This window comes from Pseudomonas sp. GW823-FHT05G12 (assembly GCF_058795575.1).
This window is the reverse complement of sequence record NZ_CM179501.1, coordinates 3225101-3243746: the sequence shown is the minus strand read 5'-3', so window position 1 is coordinate 3243746 and position 18646 is coordinate 3225101. Positions and strand designations below refer to the sequence as shown.

The following is an 18646-nucleotide window of genomic DNA, read 5'->3' as shown; positions in this document are numbered from 1 at the left end:
CTCCCGGATGTTCGCGCAGACAACCTGTCGTTTTCGTTCCGTTCTTCACCCGCAGCGCTTGCGACGTTGCCTGAGCCTGTGGGTGCTACTCGTTCTGAGTGTGGACAGCGGGGCCGAGCTGCTGGACGAGCCGCTCAAGCCACTGCCTCCGATTCCCGCTCTGGCACCTGGGCGTGTCGAGCTGGGCCGCCAGTTGTTCAACGATCCGCGGTTGTCGCGCAACGGCACACTGTCCTGCGCCAGTTGTCACCGTCTGGACACGTACGGGGTCGATGGCCGGGCGTTCTCCATGGGTGCAGATGGCCTGCCGCTTACGCTCAATACGCCAACGGTACTCAATGCCAGCCTTAATTTCCGGCAGTTCTGGGATGGCCGGGTCGAGTCACTCGAGGAGCAGGGGGATGCCGTGATCACCAGCGCTCACGAGATGGGCGGAGACTGGCGCGTGATCGAGCAGCGCATCGCCGCAGACGTGCGTTACCGCCAGGCGTTCAAGGATGCCTACCTGGACGCGGTGACAAAGGACAACATCCTCAGCGCGTTGGCCGATTACCAAAGGACGCTACTTACCCCCGGCGCACGCTTCGATCGTTACCTGCAGGGCGATACCGAGGCGCTCACCCTGGACGAAAAATACGGCTACCAGCGCTTCAAGGACTATGGCTGCATCGCCTGCCACCAAGGGGTGAATATTGGGGGCAACATGTTCCAGAAATTTGGCGTGTTCGGCGACTACATCGCTGACCGCGGCAACCCCACCGAGGCGGATCAGGGCCGCTTCAACGTGACCGCAGAGGAGGCCGACCGGGGGGTGTTCAAAGTGCCGAGCCTGCGCAATGTGGCGATGACCGCGCCCTATTTTCACGATGGCTCGGCGCCTACGCTGGAGCGTGCGATCGACGTGATGTTCCAGTATCAGCTTGGACGAATCCCAAGCGATGAGGACCGCAGGCTCATCACGCTGTTCCTCAAAACCCTTACTGCTGAAAAGGCGGGTCAGCCATGAGGGTGATTTCCCGGCGTACAAGCCTGATTCTATTCAGTGGGTTGGTCTTTGTACTGGCGTCGATGCTGCTGTACTTGTACCTGAATTCCGGGTCAGAGCAGACCCAGACCTACAACGAATCCCGAGATCTCATTCGTCAGCTCAAGCAACAGGATGCTGTATGGGAAAACGAGGTGCTCAAGGCCCGGGTAGCCGTCTCCCATAACTACGATCCACTTGTGATTCCTCTCAAGGAGATGAAGCGGCTGTGGGCACGATTCGACCGCCGGGAAGCCGAGCAAGGGCGCGATGACTCAGACCAGTGGCGCGATGCCCATGACGGTTTTCTTTCTGCGTTCGGGGAAAAGGCTCGGCTCGTGGAGCAATTCAAGTCGCATAATGCCTTGCTGCGAAATTCGTTGGCATTTCTACCCACCGCCGAGGACAGTATTCAGGCCCAGATCAACACCATGCTGGCCCCGAATCGGCAGGAGGTACACGGATTCGTCACTGACACCTATGACCTCTTGCTGAGTGCCCTGGAGTTCGCGCAGGTTACCTCTGTGGAAAGGGCTGCCGAGATAGAGGTGGGGTTAGGCAACTTGGCTGTTAACACGGAGAACCTGCCCAAAGAATTCCAGACGCCCCTCAATCTGTTGAGCAATCACGTGGCGTTGATCCTGCGCGAGCAACCTGTCGTCAACCGCCTGCTCGAGCAGATCGAGGCGATCCCGGTTGCCGAGCGCCTGGATACGATCACCAGCCTTTTGGACAGGGATCAACAGCAGGTTGAAAAGATCAACCGTAAAAACCATCTCTACACGTTATGGCTATCAGGCTTGCTGATGTTCTCGGTCATTTGCCTGGCAGGGCTGCTGGTGCGCAGTTTCGCCGAGGTGAGACGGGTCAACAACGCATTGCAAAGCGCCAATGACGTCCTGGAACAGCGGGTCGAGGAACGCACCCTGGCGCTCCGGAACGCTCAGAGCGAGCTGTTCAACGCCGCGCGCCAGGCAGGTATGGCGGAGATCGCCACCAATGTGTTGCATAACGTGGGCAACGTGCTCAACAGCGTGAACACATCCTCTGATCTCATCGCTCGAACGTTGCGCAGCAGCAAAACCCAGGGTTTGGGCAAGGCCATGCAACTGTTTCGCGAGCATGCCACTGACATCGGTCGGTTTCTCGACGAGGATCCCAGAGGCCGGTTGCTTCCTGGCTACCTCAACCAGCTGACCGAGGCGATCGCCGATGAACAGAAGGAGATGGCGATCGAGCTGGAACGAATGAACAAGAGCATCGACCACATCAAGGAAGTGGTGGCCACCCAGCAATCCTATGCCGGCGCTAAAAATGTGCCAGAGCCGCTGTCGGTCAACGACCTGGTCGAGGACGCGCTGCGCATGAACGCAGGCGCGTTGACCCGGCATCAAGTGAGGGTAGTGCGCGACTTCGCAGATCTGCCTATGGTGATGGGCGACCGGCATCGGCTGTTGCTGATTCTGATCAACCTGATCAGCAACGCCAAGTACGCCATGTCCGGCCCCGGCAGCGACCCGCGGACGATGATCCTCAGGACGCGCATCGTTGAGGGGGGCTTCCTGGAAATGAGCGTGCTGGACGAAGGCGAAGGCATTGCCCCTGAAAACCTGCAGAAGATCTTTGCCCATGGCTTCACCACGCGCAAGGACGGGCATGGCTTCGGCTTGCACAGTTGTGCCCTGGCCGCCATCGAGATGAATGGTCACCTGACCGCACACAGCGACGGCCCTGGCTTGGGTGCTGTCTTTACCCTGAGGATCCCGCTGATCGCGGTGACGGAGCCTGCATGAGTGACATGATCAATCGCCGGATCCTGCTGATCGATGACATGCCGACTATCCACGAGGACTTTCGCAAGATCCTTGCCCCGGCCAGATCGCAGAACTCTGAGCTGGACGAGATGGAAGGGTTGTTGTTCGGCGAGCAGGTCAAGAACGAACGACCGGTATTCGAACTCGATTCAGCCTATGGCGGTGAGGAAGGTCTCGGCCTGCTGAAGCGTGCGCTGCAGGCCAGCAAGCCCTACGCGTTAGCCTTCGTCGACATGCGAATGCCAGGTGGATGGGATGGCGCTCAGACCATTGAGCACCTGTGGGAAGAGGACCCGCTGTTGCAGGTAGTTGTCTGCACTGCCTACTCGGACTATTCCTGGGATGAGTTGCTCGACCGGCTGCAGGCCCACGATCGCTTGCTGATCCTGAAAAAACCGTTCGACAACATCGAGGTCCAGCAAATGGCCAGCACCTTGCTGACCAAGTGGGAAATGACCCAACGAGCCTCGCTGAAAATGCACCAGCTCGAACAGCGGGTAGAGCGGCGTACCCAGCAACTGACCCAGGCCAGCGAGGCGCTGCAGCTGGAGATCGAGGAGCGCAAGCAGCTGGAAAGCCAACTGGTGCAATCGGAGAAGCTCGCCTCGTTGGGGCAGATGGCCGCCGGCGTAGCGCACGAGATCAACAATCCGATCGGTTTCGTGTCCTCCAACCTGGGCACTCTGGGAGGGTACTTCCAGCAACTGGCAGCGATGCTCGACGCCTATCGCGAGGCCGAACTGATGCTCGGCGCAAACGAAACCACTGGGCGCTTGCAAAGGCTTCGTGAGCAGACGGAACTGGAGTTCCTCATGGAAGACATCCCGATCCTCATCAAGGAGTCCAAGGACGGAATCGGTCGAGTGGCGCATATCGTCAAGGACCTCAAAGACTTCTCGCGCGTTGATAGCGCTCAGCAGTGGCAATTAGCCGATTTGCAGCAGGGCATTGACTCCACGCTTAACATCGTCGCGAGCGAGCTGAAACATAAAGCCGACCTGGTAAAACGGTACCAACCGTTACCCCCTGTCGAATGCCTGCCGTCGCAGATCAACCAAGTGATAATGAACCTGGTGCTCAACGCCGCCCAAGCCATGGGCCCCGAGCGGGGCACCATCACATTGGGCACTGCTCATCAAGGCGCCTGGGTGTGCATCGAAGTTGCAGACACAGGCGCGGGGATAGCACCGGAGAACATCAAGAAAATCTTCGATCCTTTTTTCACCACCAAGCCCGTCGGCCAAGGTACAGGGCTAGGCCTGTCCCTTTCCTATGGCATTGTAAAGAAACACGGTGGGGAGATAACCGTATCAAGCCAGGTCGGAGTGGGAACAACGTTTCGTGTACAACTGCCGGTAAAGCAGAGCGCAACGCTGTGATGGCGCACGCGTTCTAGCTCTGGCTGGCATGAAGTGCACGGCCCCGACGAGGGGAGTGCTCGCTTGGGTCGGCTTGCGCACTGATTCAAAGAACCCTGCATTGTGCTATGGGGGAGCGGCGCAGTCTGTGATAATGGGCAATGACAAGGGCCCTATCATGCTGACTATCTCCAATAACGTGCATCTGCCAGATGCCGAAATCGAACTCACATACATCCGCGCGCAAGGCGCGGGTGGGCAGAATGTCAACAAAGTGTCCAGCGCGGTACACCTGCGCTTCGACATCCCGGCCTCATCGTTGCCCGAGTTTTACAAGGCGCGGCTGCTGGCGCTGCGTGACAGTCGCATCACCGGCGACGGCGTGTTGATCATCAAGGGCCAGCAGTACCGCACTCAGGAGCAGAACCGTGTTGACGCATTGGCGCGTCTTGCCGAGTTGATCATCACCGCAGGCAAGACCGAAAAGAAACGCCGCCCCACCAAGCCGACCCTCGGCTCGAAGACCCGCCGCCTCGAAGGAAAAGCCAGGCGGAGCACTGTCAAGGCGGGGCGGGGTAAGGTGGAGTTCTAGTGTCTGTATGAACAGCGTTGAGACGAAGTTCAGGCAAGGCGAAAACAGCCGAGGAAGCGGAGTTTACGGGTTGTAATTGAGCATTCCGAGGCTGTTTTCAACGCGGCCTTACCGAGTATCAAGGTATTTCATACAGCGCCAAGAAGGAGATATACCCAATGTCGTCGAGCTGACGGTAGATCTTTGCCGCTGATTTTTAATTTTGGTTTGAACTTGAACTGCGTTAGGATTCTCTAAACAGCATCCACGTATTCAGGAGTATGCACATGTCGCGTTTGGCAGAGTTTAGACAGCTTGAACAGAAGTTGGCGGCCCAGTTGGCCGAACTGGAAGCCATGAAAAGCAGCGGTGAGCTTCAGAAAGAGATCGAGTTCGAGACCAAGCTGCGTGACCTGCTAAGCAAATACGGTTACAGCCTGCGCGATATCATCAACATCCTGGATCCTCAGGCCAGTCGCCGGTCCGCAGCTCCTGCGGCTACAGAGAAAGCCCCACGCCGTGCTCGGCAAGTGAAGCAGTACAAGAACCCGCATAATGGAGAGGTCATCGAGACCAAGGGTGGCAACCACAAGCTGCTCAAGGAATGGAAAGCCCAGTACGGGGCAGAAGAAGTGGAATCCTGGGTGTCCTGATTTGTGCTGATGTCGCCCTCATTGCACTAGCTGAAACACTTTGTCCCTTTTCGAGGAAGCGACAGCGTCGCCTCCTCGAAACAGGGCGTTCATCGTGGGTGGGCGGAATGAGCTGACGTGGTTAAACAGGAAGTTTCGCCACTAAGCGCTCAGTGTCCGTTTCAATACTTCGTAAATTTTGGCATCAGCCGATTGGGCGACATTGAAACGGAGGAAGTCACCCGCAGCCATCGACTGGCTGAACGCATTTCCGGGCGCCAGTACTACACCTTCATTCAAGCAAGCCCGAGCCAGCGTTGCTGCATCCTTGCCTTGAGGAAGTTGGCACCAGACGTACATGCCTGACTGGGGCGTTATCCAGGGCTTGATACCAATGGCTTGAAGCCTCGCTACCGTTCTGTCCATAGCCTCGGCCAGCCTGAGGCGAACACTTTCCATGTGTTTCCGGTACCCGCTATCGGTAATCGCCAGATGGATGATGTCCGCGGCCAGGCGGCCACCCCCGAATGTGGTCGCAATCTTGAGATCGACCAGGCTCTCGATCCAGTCACTGCGAGCCGCGATGTAGCCGCATCTAATCGAAGCAGAGATGGTCTTTGAAAAGCTACCTATCTGGATGACACGAGAGAGGCCATCGAAGGCAGACAGCCGTGGCGCTGGTGCATTCTCGAAATCCCCGAAGATATCGTCCTCTACGATCACCAGGCTGGAGGTGTCGGCCAGCTTCAGCAACCTGTGTGCCGTGACCGGAGACAGTGTGGCGCCGGTCGGGTTGTGGATGCCTGAATTGGTTATGTACAACCGGGGAGAATGCGCGAGCAGGGCAGCGCCAAAAGCATCGATGTCCGGGCCCGTCGCGGTGTAGGGAACGCCTACGATGTTCACCCTGTGCGCTTTCAGCAATGCGTGAAAATTGAAATAGCAGGGGTCGTCGACCAGCACAGTGTCCCCCGGCTCCAGCAGAAAACGGCAGATCAGGTCGATGGCGTGGGTGCCGGACTCAGTGAGCATGATCTGTTCAAGTGGGGCTTCGATCCCGATGCCTGTCAGCTTCCGTGACAAGAATTGCCTGAGCGGCAGATGCCCAAGTGGCGAGGCATACTCCGTCAGTTTCGACGTGTCGGAACGGGCAACGGTGCGAAGCGCTTTGCGCAAGCCGGCATCGAACATCCACGAGGCAGGTAGCCACCCGCACCCTGGTTTCAATGCATCGCTAGCGGTGTCAAGAGACTGGCGCGAGATCCACAGCGGGTCCACTTCACGATCAAGCCTTGGGCCGAGTTCGGTGAGTACCAAGGGCGCCACTGGCCCGGCTACGTAAAAGCCGGAGCCAGGACGAGAATTGAGTACACCCTCAGCCATCAACCTTTCATAGGCCTCAAGCACCGTAGAAACCGACACCTGCATGGTCTGAGCCATCGCACGCACCGAGGGAATTCTCGCACCTGGTGTGTAGGTTCGAGAGGCTATCCGCGACTGGATTTCACCCATGACAGTTCGAATTCGCGTTCCGTCCCGTTTCATCGCACCCTCAACTGTGCTGGATTCATATGCATAACAGTTTGGTTTAAGTGTATTGGATTGTACATGGTCTGGGTGAGCCTGTCGGTGATGTACTGAGCCTTGGCTTATCGAGGACTTACCGATGGAAAAATCAGCAACCGGGTGGATCAACGGTTTCATAGGCGTCGCCATTTTTGCGGGTTCGTTGCCGGCAACCCGAGTGGCAGTGGCCGACTTCGAACCGACGTTTCTCACCTGTGCCCGGGCAACAATTGCCGCCATGCTGGGCGCGCTTTTTCTGATCGTGCTACGCCAGCCTCGACCCAAACGGCGGGATCTGTCGCCTTTGGCCGTAACAGCGCTCGGCGTTGTTATCGGTTTCCCGCTACTGACAGCATTTGCCCTTCAGCACATAAGCTCTGCTCACTCCATTGTCTTTGTCGGGCTCCTGCCATTGTGTACCGCAGGATTTGCGGTTTTGCGGGGCGGTGAACGACCTCGGCCATTGTTCTGGCTGTTCTCGTTGACAGGTGCCGGGTTGGTCGCTGGCTATGCGTTGATGAACGGAGGCGAGGCGTCGGCGGTGGGCGATCTGCTGATGTTGGCTGCGGTTGTGGTCTGTGGGTTGGGCTATGCCGAAGGAGCGCGCCTCTCGCGGACATTGGGTGGTTGGCAGGTGATCAGCTGGGCGTTGCTGGTAGCGTTGCCGTTCATGCTGCTGCTGACGGTAGTCAATCTTCCAGCCCCTGATGACTTTGCCAGGGTAAGTGCCCCTGCGTGGTTCAGCTTTGGCTACGTTTCACTGTTCAGCATGCTGATCGGGTTTGTGTTCTGGTACCGAGGGCTCGTCCAGGGGGGGATTGCGGCAGTGGGCCAATTGCAACTCTTTCAGCCGTTCATGGGGCTTGGGCTGGCAGCGTTGCTTCTGCACGAGCATGTCAGCTTGACGATGCTGCTCGTGACGCTGGGGGCTGTCATCTGTGTTTATGGGGCCAGGAAGTATGCCCAATAGATGAACAGCCAGGCAGAGCGCAATGTCGAGCTGATGGGGTTAACGGGGCCGGTTGTCTCGCCACTGCAAAACGGTTGCCGACTTTCGGCGAGACGTACTCCGCACCTCCAACTAGAAAATGGCATCAGCCGGTAATGACTGCGTCTTGCTGGCCGACAAGGCCCGGTTGTCGAACGCGCTGGCCCCCGGCAACCTTGCCCAGGCCAACGGACCGATGGCGATTTCTTCTGCACTCAACAGGCAATGGTCGAGTTCGCGTTGCAGTGTCTGGGTATCCAGGTCCTGGCCAATGAACACCAGCTCCTGACGGCAATCGCCGACGATGCTGTCCCACTTGGCCATGATGCCCTGCAAGCGATACTTGTCCTGCGGCCACTGTGACGGGTCGATGAAGTTCCACCAATGGCCAACGTAGTCCCATTGAAACTGCTGGCCGCTGTGTACCAGCAAGCCGATTTCGCGGTGGCGGCTGGCAAGCCAGAAATAACCTTTGCTGCGCAGAAGACGGCCGTTGCGCCAGGGCCGGGCGAGAAAATCAAGCAAGCGTTGCGGATGGAACGGGGCGCGCGCTCGGTACACCCATGACGTCACGCCATAGGTCTGCGACTCGCCGGCCGGGGCGTCGTGCGCGTCCATCTGTTTCATCCAGCCGGGCGCTGCGGCAAGGCTGGGCAAATCGAACAGCTGGGTGCCGAGGATGCTCGACAGCGCGACGTTGCCGGCCACCATCGGCAGGATCTGTGCGCCTGGATTGAGCCCGGCGAGAACTGCCAGCAGGGCCTGGTACTGCGCCTCATCGACCAGGTCGCGTTTGTTGACCAGAATCACGTTGGCATACTCGACCTGCTCGATCAGCAGATCGGCCAGCGGGCGCCTGCTGTCATCCGTGGCGACGTCGGCCCGCGCGACGGTTTCGGGTGAGTCGAGCATGGCCATGAACTGGCTGGCATCGACCACCGTCACCAGCGTATCCAGCCGCGCCAGTTCGCTGAGGCTGAAACCGTTGGCGTCGAGAAAGGCAAAGGTCTCGGCGACTGGCATCGGCTCGGAAATCCCGGTGGACTCGATCAACAGGTAATCGAAACGCTGCTGGCGCGCCAGCGCGCTGATCTGCTCAAGCAGGTCGGCGCGCAGGGTGCAGCAGATACAGCCGTTGCTCATCTCTATCAGTTCATCCTGGCCACGATACAGCGCAACGTCGCGCTGGACCTGGGCGGCATCGATGTTGACCTCGCTCATGTCATTGACGATAACCGCCACCTTCAGGCCCTGGCGGTTGCGCAGGATGTGGTTGAGCAGGGTGGTCTTGCCTGCGCCGAGGAAGCCTGAAAGGACCGTCACCGGCAGCCGGCCTGCCTGGGCGCCGGCAATCATGCGCGCACCACTCGCGGGCTTTCGACCTTGTCCAGATAGCTTTCGAACAGGTCTACCACCACCAGGCCGTCGTCCGCGGCATCGCCCCACAGGTCCCGCACGCGGAACTCGACATGGTAGGTCGGTTGATGCGCAGCGCTCTGGTCGCCATGGCCAATCGCGTCCGGAAACGGCCACTGTTCAGTGGTCCGGTGCAGCACTACGCCTTGCTTGCCGCGCACATATGCAGGCATGCGCACATGCCCGGCCACGTATTCATCGCGTACGATGACCCGGTCGCCCACTTCAAAAGGCGCTCGCCCGGTAATTGCAGCACGCCCTTGCGCATGGGCGGGGTTGGCCAGCTTGAAGTGCGAGCCGAGTGCTTCATCCAGTTCGGCCTGTGTGATGACGCCTGTTTCGACCAGCAGCGTGGCAGTGGCGATCACATAACGCTCGTAGTATTCGGTGCCGACGTGCTGGCGCACGTCAATGCGTTCGACGGCATGACGTATCTCGTCGACGCTGAACTTGTTCAGGTGGTCGACGCCAATGAACATCAGGCTGTAGGCAAGGTGTTCCCAGTCCTGCTTGAACACCTGCTTGTAGCTCAGGCTGTTGATGCGGTGGGGCACTTTGCCAAAGCCCTGGAAACCGCCGAGATCGTGAAAGCCATCCATATTGAACACTCCGGAAGTTGAATGGGGTTGGGCGGCCTTGCTCAGCCAACGCGGGGCAGGGCGACGCCGATCAGCACATCCTTGGTCACCAGTTGCCGCAACTGCTCTTCGTTCATATGCTCTGAGCCCGCTGGTCGTTGCGGCAGCACCAGGTAGCGGCTTTCAGCGCTGGTGTCCCAGACCTTGACCACCATGTCGCCGGGCAACTCAGTGCCCAGCTCGCGCAATACCGTGCGCCCCTCCCGGACCAACCGCGCACGGAACTCGAAGCCCTTGTACCACTCAGGTGGCAGGCCCAGCACCGGCCAGTTCGTGCAGGAGCACAGGCTGCAGACGATCACGTTTTTCAACTGCGGGGTGTCTTCCAGGGCGACGATGTATTCGCCCTGTGGGCCGGTGAAGCCGAACTGGGCGCAGGCGGCCGTACCGTCCTTGAGCAGCAGCTCGCGAAACTGCGGATCGACCCAGGCCTTGGCGACGATGCGCGCGCCGTTTTCCGGGCTCCAGCCGTGTTCCATCAGCTGGGTGAGCTGTTCAATGTAGCCCTCGGGGATGAGGTCTTTGCGCTTGAGCACTGCAAACAATGCGCGCGCGCGCTCACCAGGGGTTGAAGTTGCCGTCATGGGATTACTCCTCTCGTCCAACACGGTTGTTGAAATCTGTTGTTGTGCCAGCGGTATTTTTTCAGGGGCGCAGCGCCTGCTGCCTGGGTCACAGCGTGCGCCAGTCCACCGCGGCCTCGAACGCTGCCGCGGCCTGATAGATCGTGCCTTCGGCATAGTGCTTGCCGACCAGCATCAGCCCCACCGGCAGGCCGTCGACCAGGCCGCAAGGGATGGACATGGCCGGGTGACCGGTGATGTCTTGTGCGGCGGTATTGCCGAGCATCTCCAGCGCGCGCGAGACACTCTCGGTGATCGAGCAACCTGGCGCTGGCAGCGGCTGGGCGATGATGGGCACGGTTGGCATTACCAGCAGGTCGTAGCGCTCCAGCGCCTTGTCGTAGCCGGCGCGCGCGAAACGGGCGATGTTCTGCGCCTTCGCGTAGTAACGGCCGTGGTAGTGTTCCAGGCCAAACTGGCCAACCAGCATGCACAGCTTGAGCGAGGGCGACAGGGCGTCGGCCTGGGTCCGCCAGCCGGCCTGCTTGTCGAGCAAGGCGACGTCGTACAGGCCCTTCCAGTTAAAGCCCGCGCCGTTGCCGTGCATCATCTGCATGGTCAGGCCTTCGCAGCCGATCGGGCTCCATAGCGAGCCGGCCAGCGTATGCTCGGGAACCGATACTTCCTCGACCACTGCGCCCAACGCCTCGAAGCGGGCGATGGCGCTGCGCACCTTGTCGCCAACGCGCTGATCAAGGTTAGCGAGCTGGAAACCTTGCTGGAGGATGCCGATACGCAGCCCGCGTACACCGCGCTCGAGGTAGTTGCCATAGGTATCGACTTCGGGCACGCCTTGGCGTGGGTCAAGCCCGTCGGCACCGGCCATGACTTCGAGCATGAGCGCGTTGTCGCGCACGTTGCTGGTCATCGGGCCGACATGGTCGAAGGTGGCCTCGATCGCCATCACCCCGGTGTACGGCACCAGCCCGAAAGTCGGCTTCATGCCATAGATGCCGCACCACGCTGCGGGAATACGCGCCGAACCGCCCTGATCGCCGCCCACCGCCAGGTCAACTTCGCCCGCCGCAACCAGCGCGGCGCTGCCCGACGACGAACCGCCGGTGCTGAAACCAGGGCGCAATGGGTTGTGCACGGGTGCCGGGTCCGAGGTGTGGCTGGCGCCGGACAGGCAGTAGTGCTCGCAAGTGGCCTTGCCGAGGATGGTCACCCCGGCGTCGAGCAAACGCGTAACTACAGTGGCATCGAATGACGGCACAAAACCGGCCAGTGGCGCGGCACCGTTCATCATCGGCACGCCCGCCAGCGAGATGTTGTCCTTGAGTGCGACTGTTTTGCCGAGCAGTTTGCCGGTGCTGGCGCCCATCACCTCGGTACGGTAGTACCAGGCGTTCAACGGGTTCTCCCGGCTGGAGGGGCGGTAACCCGCAGTGCGCTCGTAGCGCACCAAGGGGATGAAGTCCGGCAGTTCGTCGACCAGGTCATAGGCGTCGAGGCTTGCCTGCATGAGCGCCAGGTATTCGCTGGCTTGTTCGGGGGTCAGCTGCATGTGCAGGCGGTTGGCGAGGGCCTGCAACTGTTCGAGCGTCGGGCGGATGATGGCCATGGGGTGTCCTGTTTCCGGTGGCAGGCCGCAGGGGCCGGTAAATGACTGTTCGAGAGGCTCGCCGCGGCTGGGCCTGGTAACAAGCTAGCGCCAGCGCGCGAGCGGTACTTGGTTGAGCAGGACAGTCGCTTTGTTGAGCAGGACTGCGTTGCGCCAAGTGGAGTGCGTCCTGAATGTGGCCGGGTGGGCTTACGGCTCCAGCTTGGGCACGGCTGCCTGCTCAGCCGAATCGGTGCGTGCGGGCCACACTACGCCGACGCTTTTCATGCCTTTGGCCGGGTCCATCGTGGGGTTGGCCAACACCACATCGCGGTAGGAGGGGCTGCCGATCACGGCGGGTTTGAACTTGACCAGGAAGTCGTTGACCTCCTTGCGCAGTTCCGGTGACAGGTTGTAGTCGTTGTAGCACTCCTCCAAGCAATCCAGCGTGGCTTGCCAATGAACCTCGGTAAGCCCCATGCCGCGGTGTGCGGTAACCATGTCCCGGCCGCGGTACTTGGCGCTGCCACCCCAGTGTTGCGAGAGGAAGTCGACGAAGTTGATGTGTTCCTTCTGGAAGGTCGATTCGGACATGTGTGCCCAGATATGACCGATCGCCGGGTGGGCCATGGTCTTGCGCAGTACCGCGCCGGCGAACTGGTAGATAGCGTCATAGCCGCCGAGGCGGGTATACAACGAAGGTTGCGGTTCAGGGGTTGCCTGTTGATCAGTCATGTACTGGTGCTCCGTATCTGCTGGGGAGGCTTGCTGGTGCCAACGGGCCTTGGGTTAAAAGACCCGCACGTACCTGAGGTTCAGGCGGAAGTTTTCCTTGGGGCCGTTTTCTACCGCGAGGTCACGGCCCAGTTGCACCTGCAGCTGGTCCTTGGCGGTGAAGAACTTGTTCGCGGTGACGCGCAAGTTGGTGGTTTCGGCGCGGTCGTCCTGCGCTATTCCGTCAATCTGGTTTTCCCCGCCCCAGGCGTGACCGAGGCCAATTGCCAGTGAAGTGCCTGGGTCTACGATGTAGCGCCCCATCAGTTGCGCCCCGTAGGAAACCTCCTGTTCACGGCGCGCAGAGCTGGAGCCGAAGTCGTCGTTGTCGCTGTACCAGATGGCATCACCGACCAGGTCGACAGCCCATTTTTCGCCCAAATGTTTGACGTAGGCGGCCTGCAGATCGACCTTCCAGCGGTTCTCGCCAAGGTTGAGCGCGTCGTCGCGGTCGTAAGTGCCAGTGGGGGCGGTGAGGTAAACGGTGGCGCCAAGGATGTCGTTGGCCTCGTTCAAGCGGTACTTGAGCGGTGCCGTCAGGGTGAGGTCGCCAACGCCGCTGGTGTCGCCCAGGGCCGAGGCATCGCCGCTGCTCGATACGCGGCCGAACGGCAGCAGAAATTGCGGCTCCAGGGTCAGTCGATCAGTCAATTGATAGACGTGCAGCAGCCGCAGGATGCCGACGTTGGAGGTCAGGTTGAAATCGGAGCTGACTTTGTGGCCGTTGGCGTAAGCGCTGTCGGTGGTGGAATGCTGGTAATAGACCACACCGATCGTTGCACCCACCGGCAGCGCTTCATAATCACCCGGATCAACTTCGAACGCTTGCGCACACACGCTTGGCACGGCTGCCGCGAGCATCAGGTAACGGAGCTGTTTCATGGACAGAGGTCCTTTATTCTGGGCAAAAAGAGCCCCACTGCCGCAGGGACGGCAGGTGCGGGGCTAAACGTGGAGTTGGGGGCTAGTTGGAACTGACTTTTGCGTCGCGCAACATGCCGGTGTGTGGGTGGCAGTTGATGTATTCGAACACCTGGCTGCTTGCATCCGACACGGAGACTTCGTGATAGAGCCGCAACTTCTCGAGCCCTGCCGCTACCCGAAAGAAGGTGACGAAAATACGCAGATGAGTGGGGTGCGATTCCGCCCAGCGTTCGAGTTTCTCCAATGAACGCCAGTGGCCGATGTTGTAACTCATGTCGAGCAAATTGCCGTTCGCGTCGATATTGCGTACAAAGCGATTGCTGTAACAGCCCAGCGGCTGGCCGTTATCGCGCAGAAAATCCATACCATCCTGCAAGGTCGGCAAGATTTCATCCAGGTACAGCGAGCGCTCAGCCGCTTCTGCCGCTGCCCAGTCCTGGCCCGAGCGAATCAAGGCAATATTGTCATGGCCGATCACCACCACCCGACCGCCTTTGGCCGGGTCGCCAGCCACGACTCGCAGTTCGCCGTTCGGCTTCATCCAGTCCGTTTGCGACACCGGGAAACGGTCGCGCATCGAGCCCCAGTAACCGTGTTCCTCAATCTCGCCACTGGTGTTGTCCATGATCGCCCCGACCCCGGGCAAATCGCTCTGGAACGCATACAGCGTCTCGAACTGCTCGGCCCGCGGCGCGGTGATTTCGCGGTAGTAACCAAGGCCATCATTCAGGCGTTGCGGCGACCTCCACCAGCCATCCACCTCAGGCGAGCGTAACCAGCGGCAGTAAGCGCCGGTATCTTTCCAGTAGCCGACGATCATCAGGTTGTCGTAGCCGCTGCTGTCGGTGTGGTGCGTCAGGTCGTGAGTCAGCGGGCCGTCGTTCAAGCCAAAGCTGTCGAGAATCTCGCGCATCGCCTGCAAGGCCCGCTCACGCTGACCATCACCCTGGTACTGCACCCCCAGATAGGCCATCACGACTTGCGTCAGCTGCTCATCAGCGCGGCCGACCCACATCGGGAAGGGCGGCTGGTAATCATCAGGCACCCGGCGCGATAACGTGCGCGGGCACATGAGGTGTTTGTCGATTGCAGATTCCATCACAGGCTCCTTGTTATTTTATGTTCAGAACACGCTCAGCATTGCCTGGTGCGTTCGCCAGCCGGGCGCGCAGTGCACACGCGGCCCACTCGAGCACCCACGATAAAAACTCTTCGGGCGCCAGGTCGTGCCTATACAGCCACCTGAACTCGTCGGCGATTCGCTGTTGTTGTAATTGCATGGGCTACCTCATCAGCGCAGTTGCTGGAAACAACGTGAGGTCAAAGTTAGGGAGGACTGGGCAACGTCGCTTTGTTCGCAAGGACAATCGTTTGGTTGGAAACGACAGCGCCGTAACACCCGCTTGAGCACGAACCGCGATGGTGCAGCGGCCAGAGAAAAGCTGCGTTTTTGCCCTGAAATGGGGAGCAATATTGGTGCTTTTGGAAAGCGCCAGTTGGCACTATGAGGACGAAGGCTGTGAGGGCTGCAGCCTGTGCCAGCGGATACCGCTGGCGTGAATATTGCCTATGCGAACCTTTGTAACAGTGCCCCTTTTTCAAGTTGCCACATGAAGGTGAGCGCCATCATGGCTGAGACCAACCACTATTCGACCCTTGCCGTTTCGCCATCCCGTCGCTTTGATTACTGGCGGGAGGTGGTCTGCCGCCATTGTTTGTCGGCAGACAGCAAACCCTCCTCGCAGAGCAACTTCGAGGGTGCGCTGCAGGTCAACGGCATCGGCCCGTTGGATGTCACGACGCTGTCGTCGCCGCTGCACCACTGGGTGCGCTCCGAGCAACACCTGCGCAGCGACCCCGCCGAAGACATATGGTTGGGAGTCACCCTCGACGGTTACGGCGAAATTGAACAACACAACCGCAAGGCCAGGCTCACGGCTGGCAATGTGTTTCTTTACGACGCAACCCAACCGTTTCGATTCAGCCTGGGTGGTACCGAAAACCACCTTATCCGCATCCCCCGGCCGTTGCTCGCACAGCGTGTCCCGCACATCGCTGACATCACCGCGCTGGTGCTGGAAGAGGGGCGCCCCGGAGTGATCCCGTTGCGGCAGATGATTGGCCAGGCGGCCAGTTCTGCGCCGTTGTTGCAGGACGAAGGCGTCTCCCGACGGTACTCCAACACCATCATCGACCTGCTGGTGCTCAGCCTTGAGTTGCAGGACCTGAAGACTACCCATCGGGAGCTGGATCTTTATGGGCGAATCATGAATTACATTCAACGCCATTTGACTGAGCCGGAGCTGTCGATCGAGTCGATTGCCCTGGCACATCACGTGTCGACACGGACGGTGACACGGGCGTTTGCCCGGTATCAGAAGTCACCGGTTGCCGAGATCTGGAAGGAGCGGCTGAATGCTAGCCGCGCGGCGATTGAGTGTGGGCAGGTAAAGAGTGTTTCGCAGGCGGCCTTGGAGTTTGGTTTTTCAGACTTTTCGCATTTTAGCCATGCGTTTCGCAAGGCGTTTGGCGTGGCGCCGCATTCGTTGTTACCGCGCAGTAGGGGGTGAGAATTGAAACCTGCGCTTGGCCATGCTCTGTGCCCCTCAAACAAAAAACCTGACCCCCTATGTAAAGGATCAGGTTTAACCTGACTTACAGGCCCAGTTCAGTCAGCCCTGGGTGATCATCCGGACGGCGACCCAGTGGCCAGTGGAACTTGCGCTCGCTTTCCTTGATGGGCATGTCGTTGATGCAGGCGAAACGGCGGTGCATCAAGCCATCGGCTTCAAACTCCCAGTTTTCGTTGCCATAGGAGCGGAACCAGTTGCCCGAATCGTCGTGCCACTCGTAGGCGTAACGGACGGCGATGCGGTTGTCGGTGAAGGCCCAGAGCTCTTTGATCAAGCGGTAGTCCAGTTCTTTCTTCCACTTGCGAGTTAGGAAGTCCCGTGCTTCTTCACGGTTGTTTGCAAACTCGGCACGGTTACGCCATTGGGTGTCCACCGTATAGGCCAGGGCAATCTTTTCGGGTTCGCGGGTATTCCAACCATCCTCAGCGAGTCGGACCTTTTCAATCGCCGATTCGCGAGTGAAAGGAGGAAGTGGCGGACGAGTGTGTTCGTTGGACATGGTGGTGCCTCCAATCTTTTGAATGGTTCAGTTGAGTGGGTATTTCTTTAACTTCAAGCGCTTGCGCGCTGCACGTCCTTGAGCAAAACCTTTGCGATTTCTCGTGCACTGTCGAGCGCGGTGTGATCACCCATGACGTGGGCCACGGTTATCGTGCCCTCTATAATCAAAAGAAGTTGCTTGGCCAAGCCAGTCGGATCGTTAACACCTAATTCGCTGGTCAGTTCTAGCGTGTAGTCCAGCAGCTTTTGTTTATGCAGTTTTGCGATCTGTCGAACAGGATCGTCTGCGTCACCCACCTCTCCGGCGGTGTTGATAAAAGCACATCCGCGAAAACCCTCTGACTCGAACCAACTTTTGAGGGCATCAAAAATGCCAAGGATGCGTGCCTCTGGCGTTTGCGCTTTTTCGCATTCACTTCTGAACCACGTCATCCAGCGTATATCGCGTGCATTGAGTGCCGCCGCTGCTACGTCGTCTTTATTCGCAAAATAGCGATAAATACTTTTACGGGCGACGCCCGAGGTCTTTACCAAGAGGTCCATGCCCGTGGCGTGAATCCCGTTCTCGTAAATAAGCTTCTCGGCAGTCGCCAGGATTTTTTCGCGTGTATCGATCATTGGCTTATCCATGTAGTCAGAGTAGAACGATCGTTCTCCCTGGTCAAGCAGCTCTTGAAATTATTCGATTGCGTGCAAGCGGGGCGCCGGCGTGCGTTCGATCAGAGTGGTTGGCTTCGCGCTGATCAGTCGCGCTCCAGTTCGGCGAAGCGGCTGGACAACCAGGCGTGCAGGTGCCTTACCGCAGGCGACAACTGCTTGCGGTGCGGGCACACCAGGCTCAGTGGCATGGCGGGCCCGGGGTGATCCTGCATGAGCACGACAAGTCTTCCCGCCAGCACATCGTCGCTCACATCCAGCCAGGACTTGTAGGTTATCCCTTCGCCGGCCACGGCCCAGCGCCGGGCAATATCGGCGTCGTCGCAGAGCAGGGCGCCACGCACTTGGACGGTCTGCGTTCCCAGTTGCCACTTGTCGTAGACCCGCCCCTGCTGCATGTACAGCAGGCACTGGTGTTCGAGCAGATCTTCGGGGGCTTGCACGGTGCCTTGCCGCGCCAGGTACTCGGGCGAGGCCACCAGCACCTTGCGGTTCCAAGGTGCCAGTGGCAGGGCTATATAGTTGGCGTCGGCGTTCAGGCCATAGCGGATGGCGATATCTACCGGATCGCGAAAAAGATCGGCGATCTGGTCGGAGAGAAACAAGCGCAGGTTCAACTGTGGATGCTCTCGGCGAAACGCCGTGAGCCAGGGCAACAGCACGTTGCGGCCCAGATCGGAGGGTGCAGCCACCTGCAAGGTTCCGCTGAGCTGGGCGCTTTCCTGACGCAGGTTGTCGCGCCCGTGCCTGAGGGCTTCCAGGGCGACAAGGGCCGAGGGCAGGTACTGCTCGCCTTCGGCTGTGAGGCGCAAGCTGCGCGTGGTGCGGGCAAACAATCGCACATCCAGTTCACGCTCCAGGCGCTTGACTGCCTCGGCTGCCTGGCCAGGTAGCAGGTCGGCCTCGTGGGCCGCCGCGGTAAAGCTGCCCAGCGCAGCGCTGCGAACGAAGATACCCAGGTCGTCGAGACGGATCATTATCACT

Annotated in this window: 18 protein-coding genes; 7 read left to right on the top strand and 11 right to left on the bottom strand. The window is 59.5% G+C overall.

The features are described 5' to 3' along the window. The first annotated feature begins 7 nt into the window (after positions 1-7). The 5 genes from AC3RCM_RS14755 to AC3RCM_RS14735 all read left to right on the top strand — a co-directional run bounded on the left by AC3RCM_RS14755 (position 8) and on the right by AC3RCM_RS14735 (position 5420). Positions 8-1006: a cytochrome-c peroxidase gene (locus tag AC3RCM_RS14755; protein WP_064490630.1), complete on the top strand. Its 999-nt coding sequence runs from the start codon at positions 8-10 to the stop codon at positions 1004-1006. Next, positions 1003-2817 (top strand): DAHL domain-containing protein, encoded by a 1815-nt coding sequence (locus AC3RCM_RS14750; protein ID WP_492628985.1) that lies wholly within the window; start codon positions 1003-1005, stop codon positions 2815-2817. The genes AC3RCM_RS14755 and AC3RCM_RS14750 overlap by 4 nt, the downstream gene beginning before the upstream one ends. Next, on the top strand, positions 2814-4217 hold the full coding sequence (locus AC3RCM_RS14745) for an ATP-binding protein (protein ID WP_064490628.1): 1404 nt from the start codon (positions 2814-2816) through the stop codon (positions 4215-4217). Before AC3RCM_RS14750 ends, AC3RCM_RS14745 begins: the two co-directional genes overlap by 4 nt. Positions 4218-4374: 157 nt before the next feature. After that, positions 4375-4788, top strand: coding sequence for an alternative ribosome rescue aminoacyl-tRNA hydrolase ArfB (arfB, locus tag AC3RCM_RS14740; RefSeq protein WP_010953846.1), 414 nt, complete (start codon positions 4375-4377; stop codon positions 4786-4788). 266 nt (positions 4789-5054) lie between these two features. Next, a complete protein-coding gene (locus AC3RCM_RS14735) occupies positions 5055-5420 on the top strand; it encodes a histone-like nucleoid-structuring protein, MvaT/MvaU family (RefSeq protein WP_014591145.1) in 366 nt (121 codons plus the stop codon). Positions 5421-5561: 141 nt separating this feature from the next. On the opposite strand, the gene AC3RCM_RS14730 is transcribed toward AC3RCM_RS14735, so the two are convergent. Beyond that, positions 5562-6944, bottom strand: coding sequence for an aminotransferase-like domain-containing protein (locus tag AC3RCM_RS14730; RefSeq protein ID WP_336086141.1), 1383 nt, complete (start codon positions 6942-6944; stop codon positions 5562-5564). 121 nt (positions 6945-7065) lie between these two features. On the opposite strand from AC3RCM_RS14730, the gene AC3RCM_RS14725 reads away from it, so the two are divergent. Continuing rightward, positions 7066-7935 carry a DMT family transporter gene (locus AC3RCM_RS14725; RefSeq protein WP_064490626.1) on the top strand — a complete coding sequence of 290 codons (870 nt, stop codon included), beginning with the start codon at positions 7066-7068 and terminating at the stop codon, positions 7933-7935. Positions 7936-8046: 111 nt separating this feature from the next. On the opposite strand, the gene AC3RCM_RS14720 is transcribed toward AC3RCM_RS14725, so the two are convergent. The 7 genes from AC3RCM_RS14720 to oxdA form a co-directional block, all read right to left on the bottom strand. Then, positions 8047-9309 carry a GTP-binding protein gene (locus AC3RCM_RS14720; RefSeq protein WP_336085995.1) on the bottom strand — a complete coding sequence of 421 codons (1263 nt, stop codon included), beginning with the start codon at positions 9307-9309 and terminating at the stop codon, positions 8047-8049. Then, positions 9306-9968, bottom strand: coding sequence for a nitrile hydratase subunit beta (gene nthB / locus AC3RCM_RS14715; protein ID WP_064490624.1), 663 nt, complete (start codon positions 9966-9968; stop codon positions 9306-9308). The genes AC3RCM_RS14720 and nthB overlap by 4 nt, the downstream gene beginning before the upstream one ends. Positions 9969-10009: 41 nt before the next feature. Continuing rightward, on the bottom strand, positions 10010-10591 hold the full coding sequence (gene nthA / locus AC3RCM_RS14710; RefSeq protein ID WP_064490623.1) for a nitrile hydratase subunit alpha: 582 nt from the start codon (positions 10589-10591) through the stop codon (positions 10010-10012). Between the two features lie 88 nt (positions 10592-10679). Further along, positions 10680-12194 carry an amidase gene (locus AC3RCM_RS14705; RefSeq protein WP_492628984.1) on the bottom strand — a complete coding sequence of 505 codons (1515 nt, stop codon included), beginning with the start codon at positions 12192-12194 and terminating at the stop codon, positions 10680-10682. A 189-nt stretch (positions 12195-12383) separates the two neighbouring features. After that, complete coding sequence (locus tag AC3RCM_RS14700) at positions 12384-12908, bottom strand: group I truncated hemoglobin (RefSeq protein WP_129932433.1); 525 nt, start codon at positions 12906-12908, stop codon at positions 12384-12386. A gap of 54 nt (positions 12909-12962) precedes the next feature. Continuing rightward, entirely contained in the window at positions 12963-13829 is an 867-nt protein-coding gene (locus AC3RCM_RS14695; protein WP_492628983.1) for a transporter, read from the bottom strand. Positions 13830-13911: 82 nt separating this feature from the next. Next, positions 13912-14970 carry an aliphatic aldoxime dehydratase gene (gene oxdA / locus AC3RCM_RS14690; protein ID WP_492628982.1) on the bottom strand — a complete coding sequence of 353 codons (1059 nt, stop codon included), beginning with the start codon at positions 14968-14970 and terminating at the stop codon, positions 13912-13914. Positions 14971-15499: 529 nt separating this feature from the next. On the opposite strand from oxdA, the gene AC3RCM_RS14685 reads away from it, so the two are divergent. Continuing rightward, positions 15500-16441 carry an AraC-like ligand-binding domain-containing protein gene (locus AC3RCM_RS14685; protein ID WP_409320013.1) on the top strand — a complete coding sequence of 314 codons (942 nt, stop codon included), beginning with the start codon at positions 15500-15502 and terminating at the stop codon, positions 16439-16441. Positions 16442-16526: 85 nt separating this feature from the next. Here AC3RCM_RS14685 and AC3RCM_RS14680 read toward each other — a convergent pair whose 3' ends face one another. From AC3RCM_RS14680 to AC3RCM_RS14670, 3 genes are all read right to left on the bottom strand, one after another. Beyond that, the gene (locus AC3RCM_RS14680) at positions 16527-17003 is read right to left on the bottom strand and encodes a nuclear transport factor 2 family protein (protein WP_010953850.1); all 477 of its coding nucleotides are present in this window, start codon (positions 17001-17003) and stop codon (positions 16527-16529) included. Between the two features lie 53 nt (positions 17004-17056). Further along, entirely contained in the window at positions 17057-17635 is a 579-nt protein-coding gene (locus AC3RCM_RS14675) for a TetR/AcrR family transcriptional regulator (RefSeq protein ID WP_492628981.1), read from the bottom strand. Between the two features lie 113 nt (positions 17636-17748). Beyond that, positions 17749-18639 carry a LysR family transcriptional regulator gene (locus AC3RCM_RS14670; protein WP_064490617.1) on the bottom strand — a complete coding sequence of 297 codons (891 nt, stop codon included), beginning with the start codon at positions 18637-18639 and terminating at the stop codon, positions 17749-17751. Between the last annotated feature and the right edge of the window lie 7 nt (positions 18640-18646).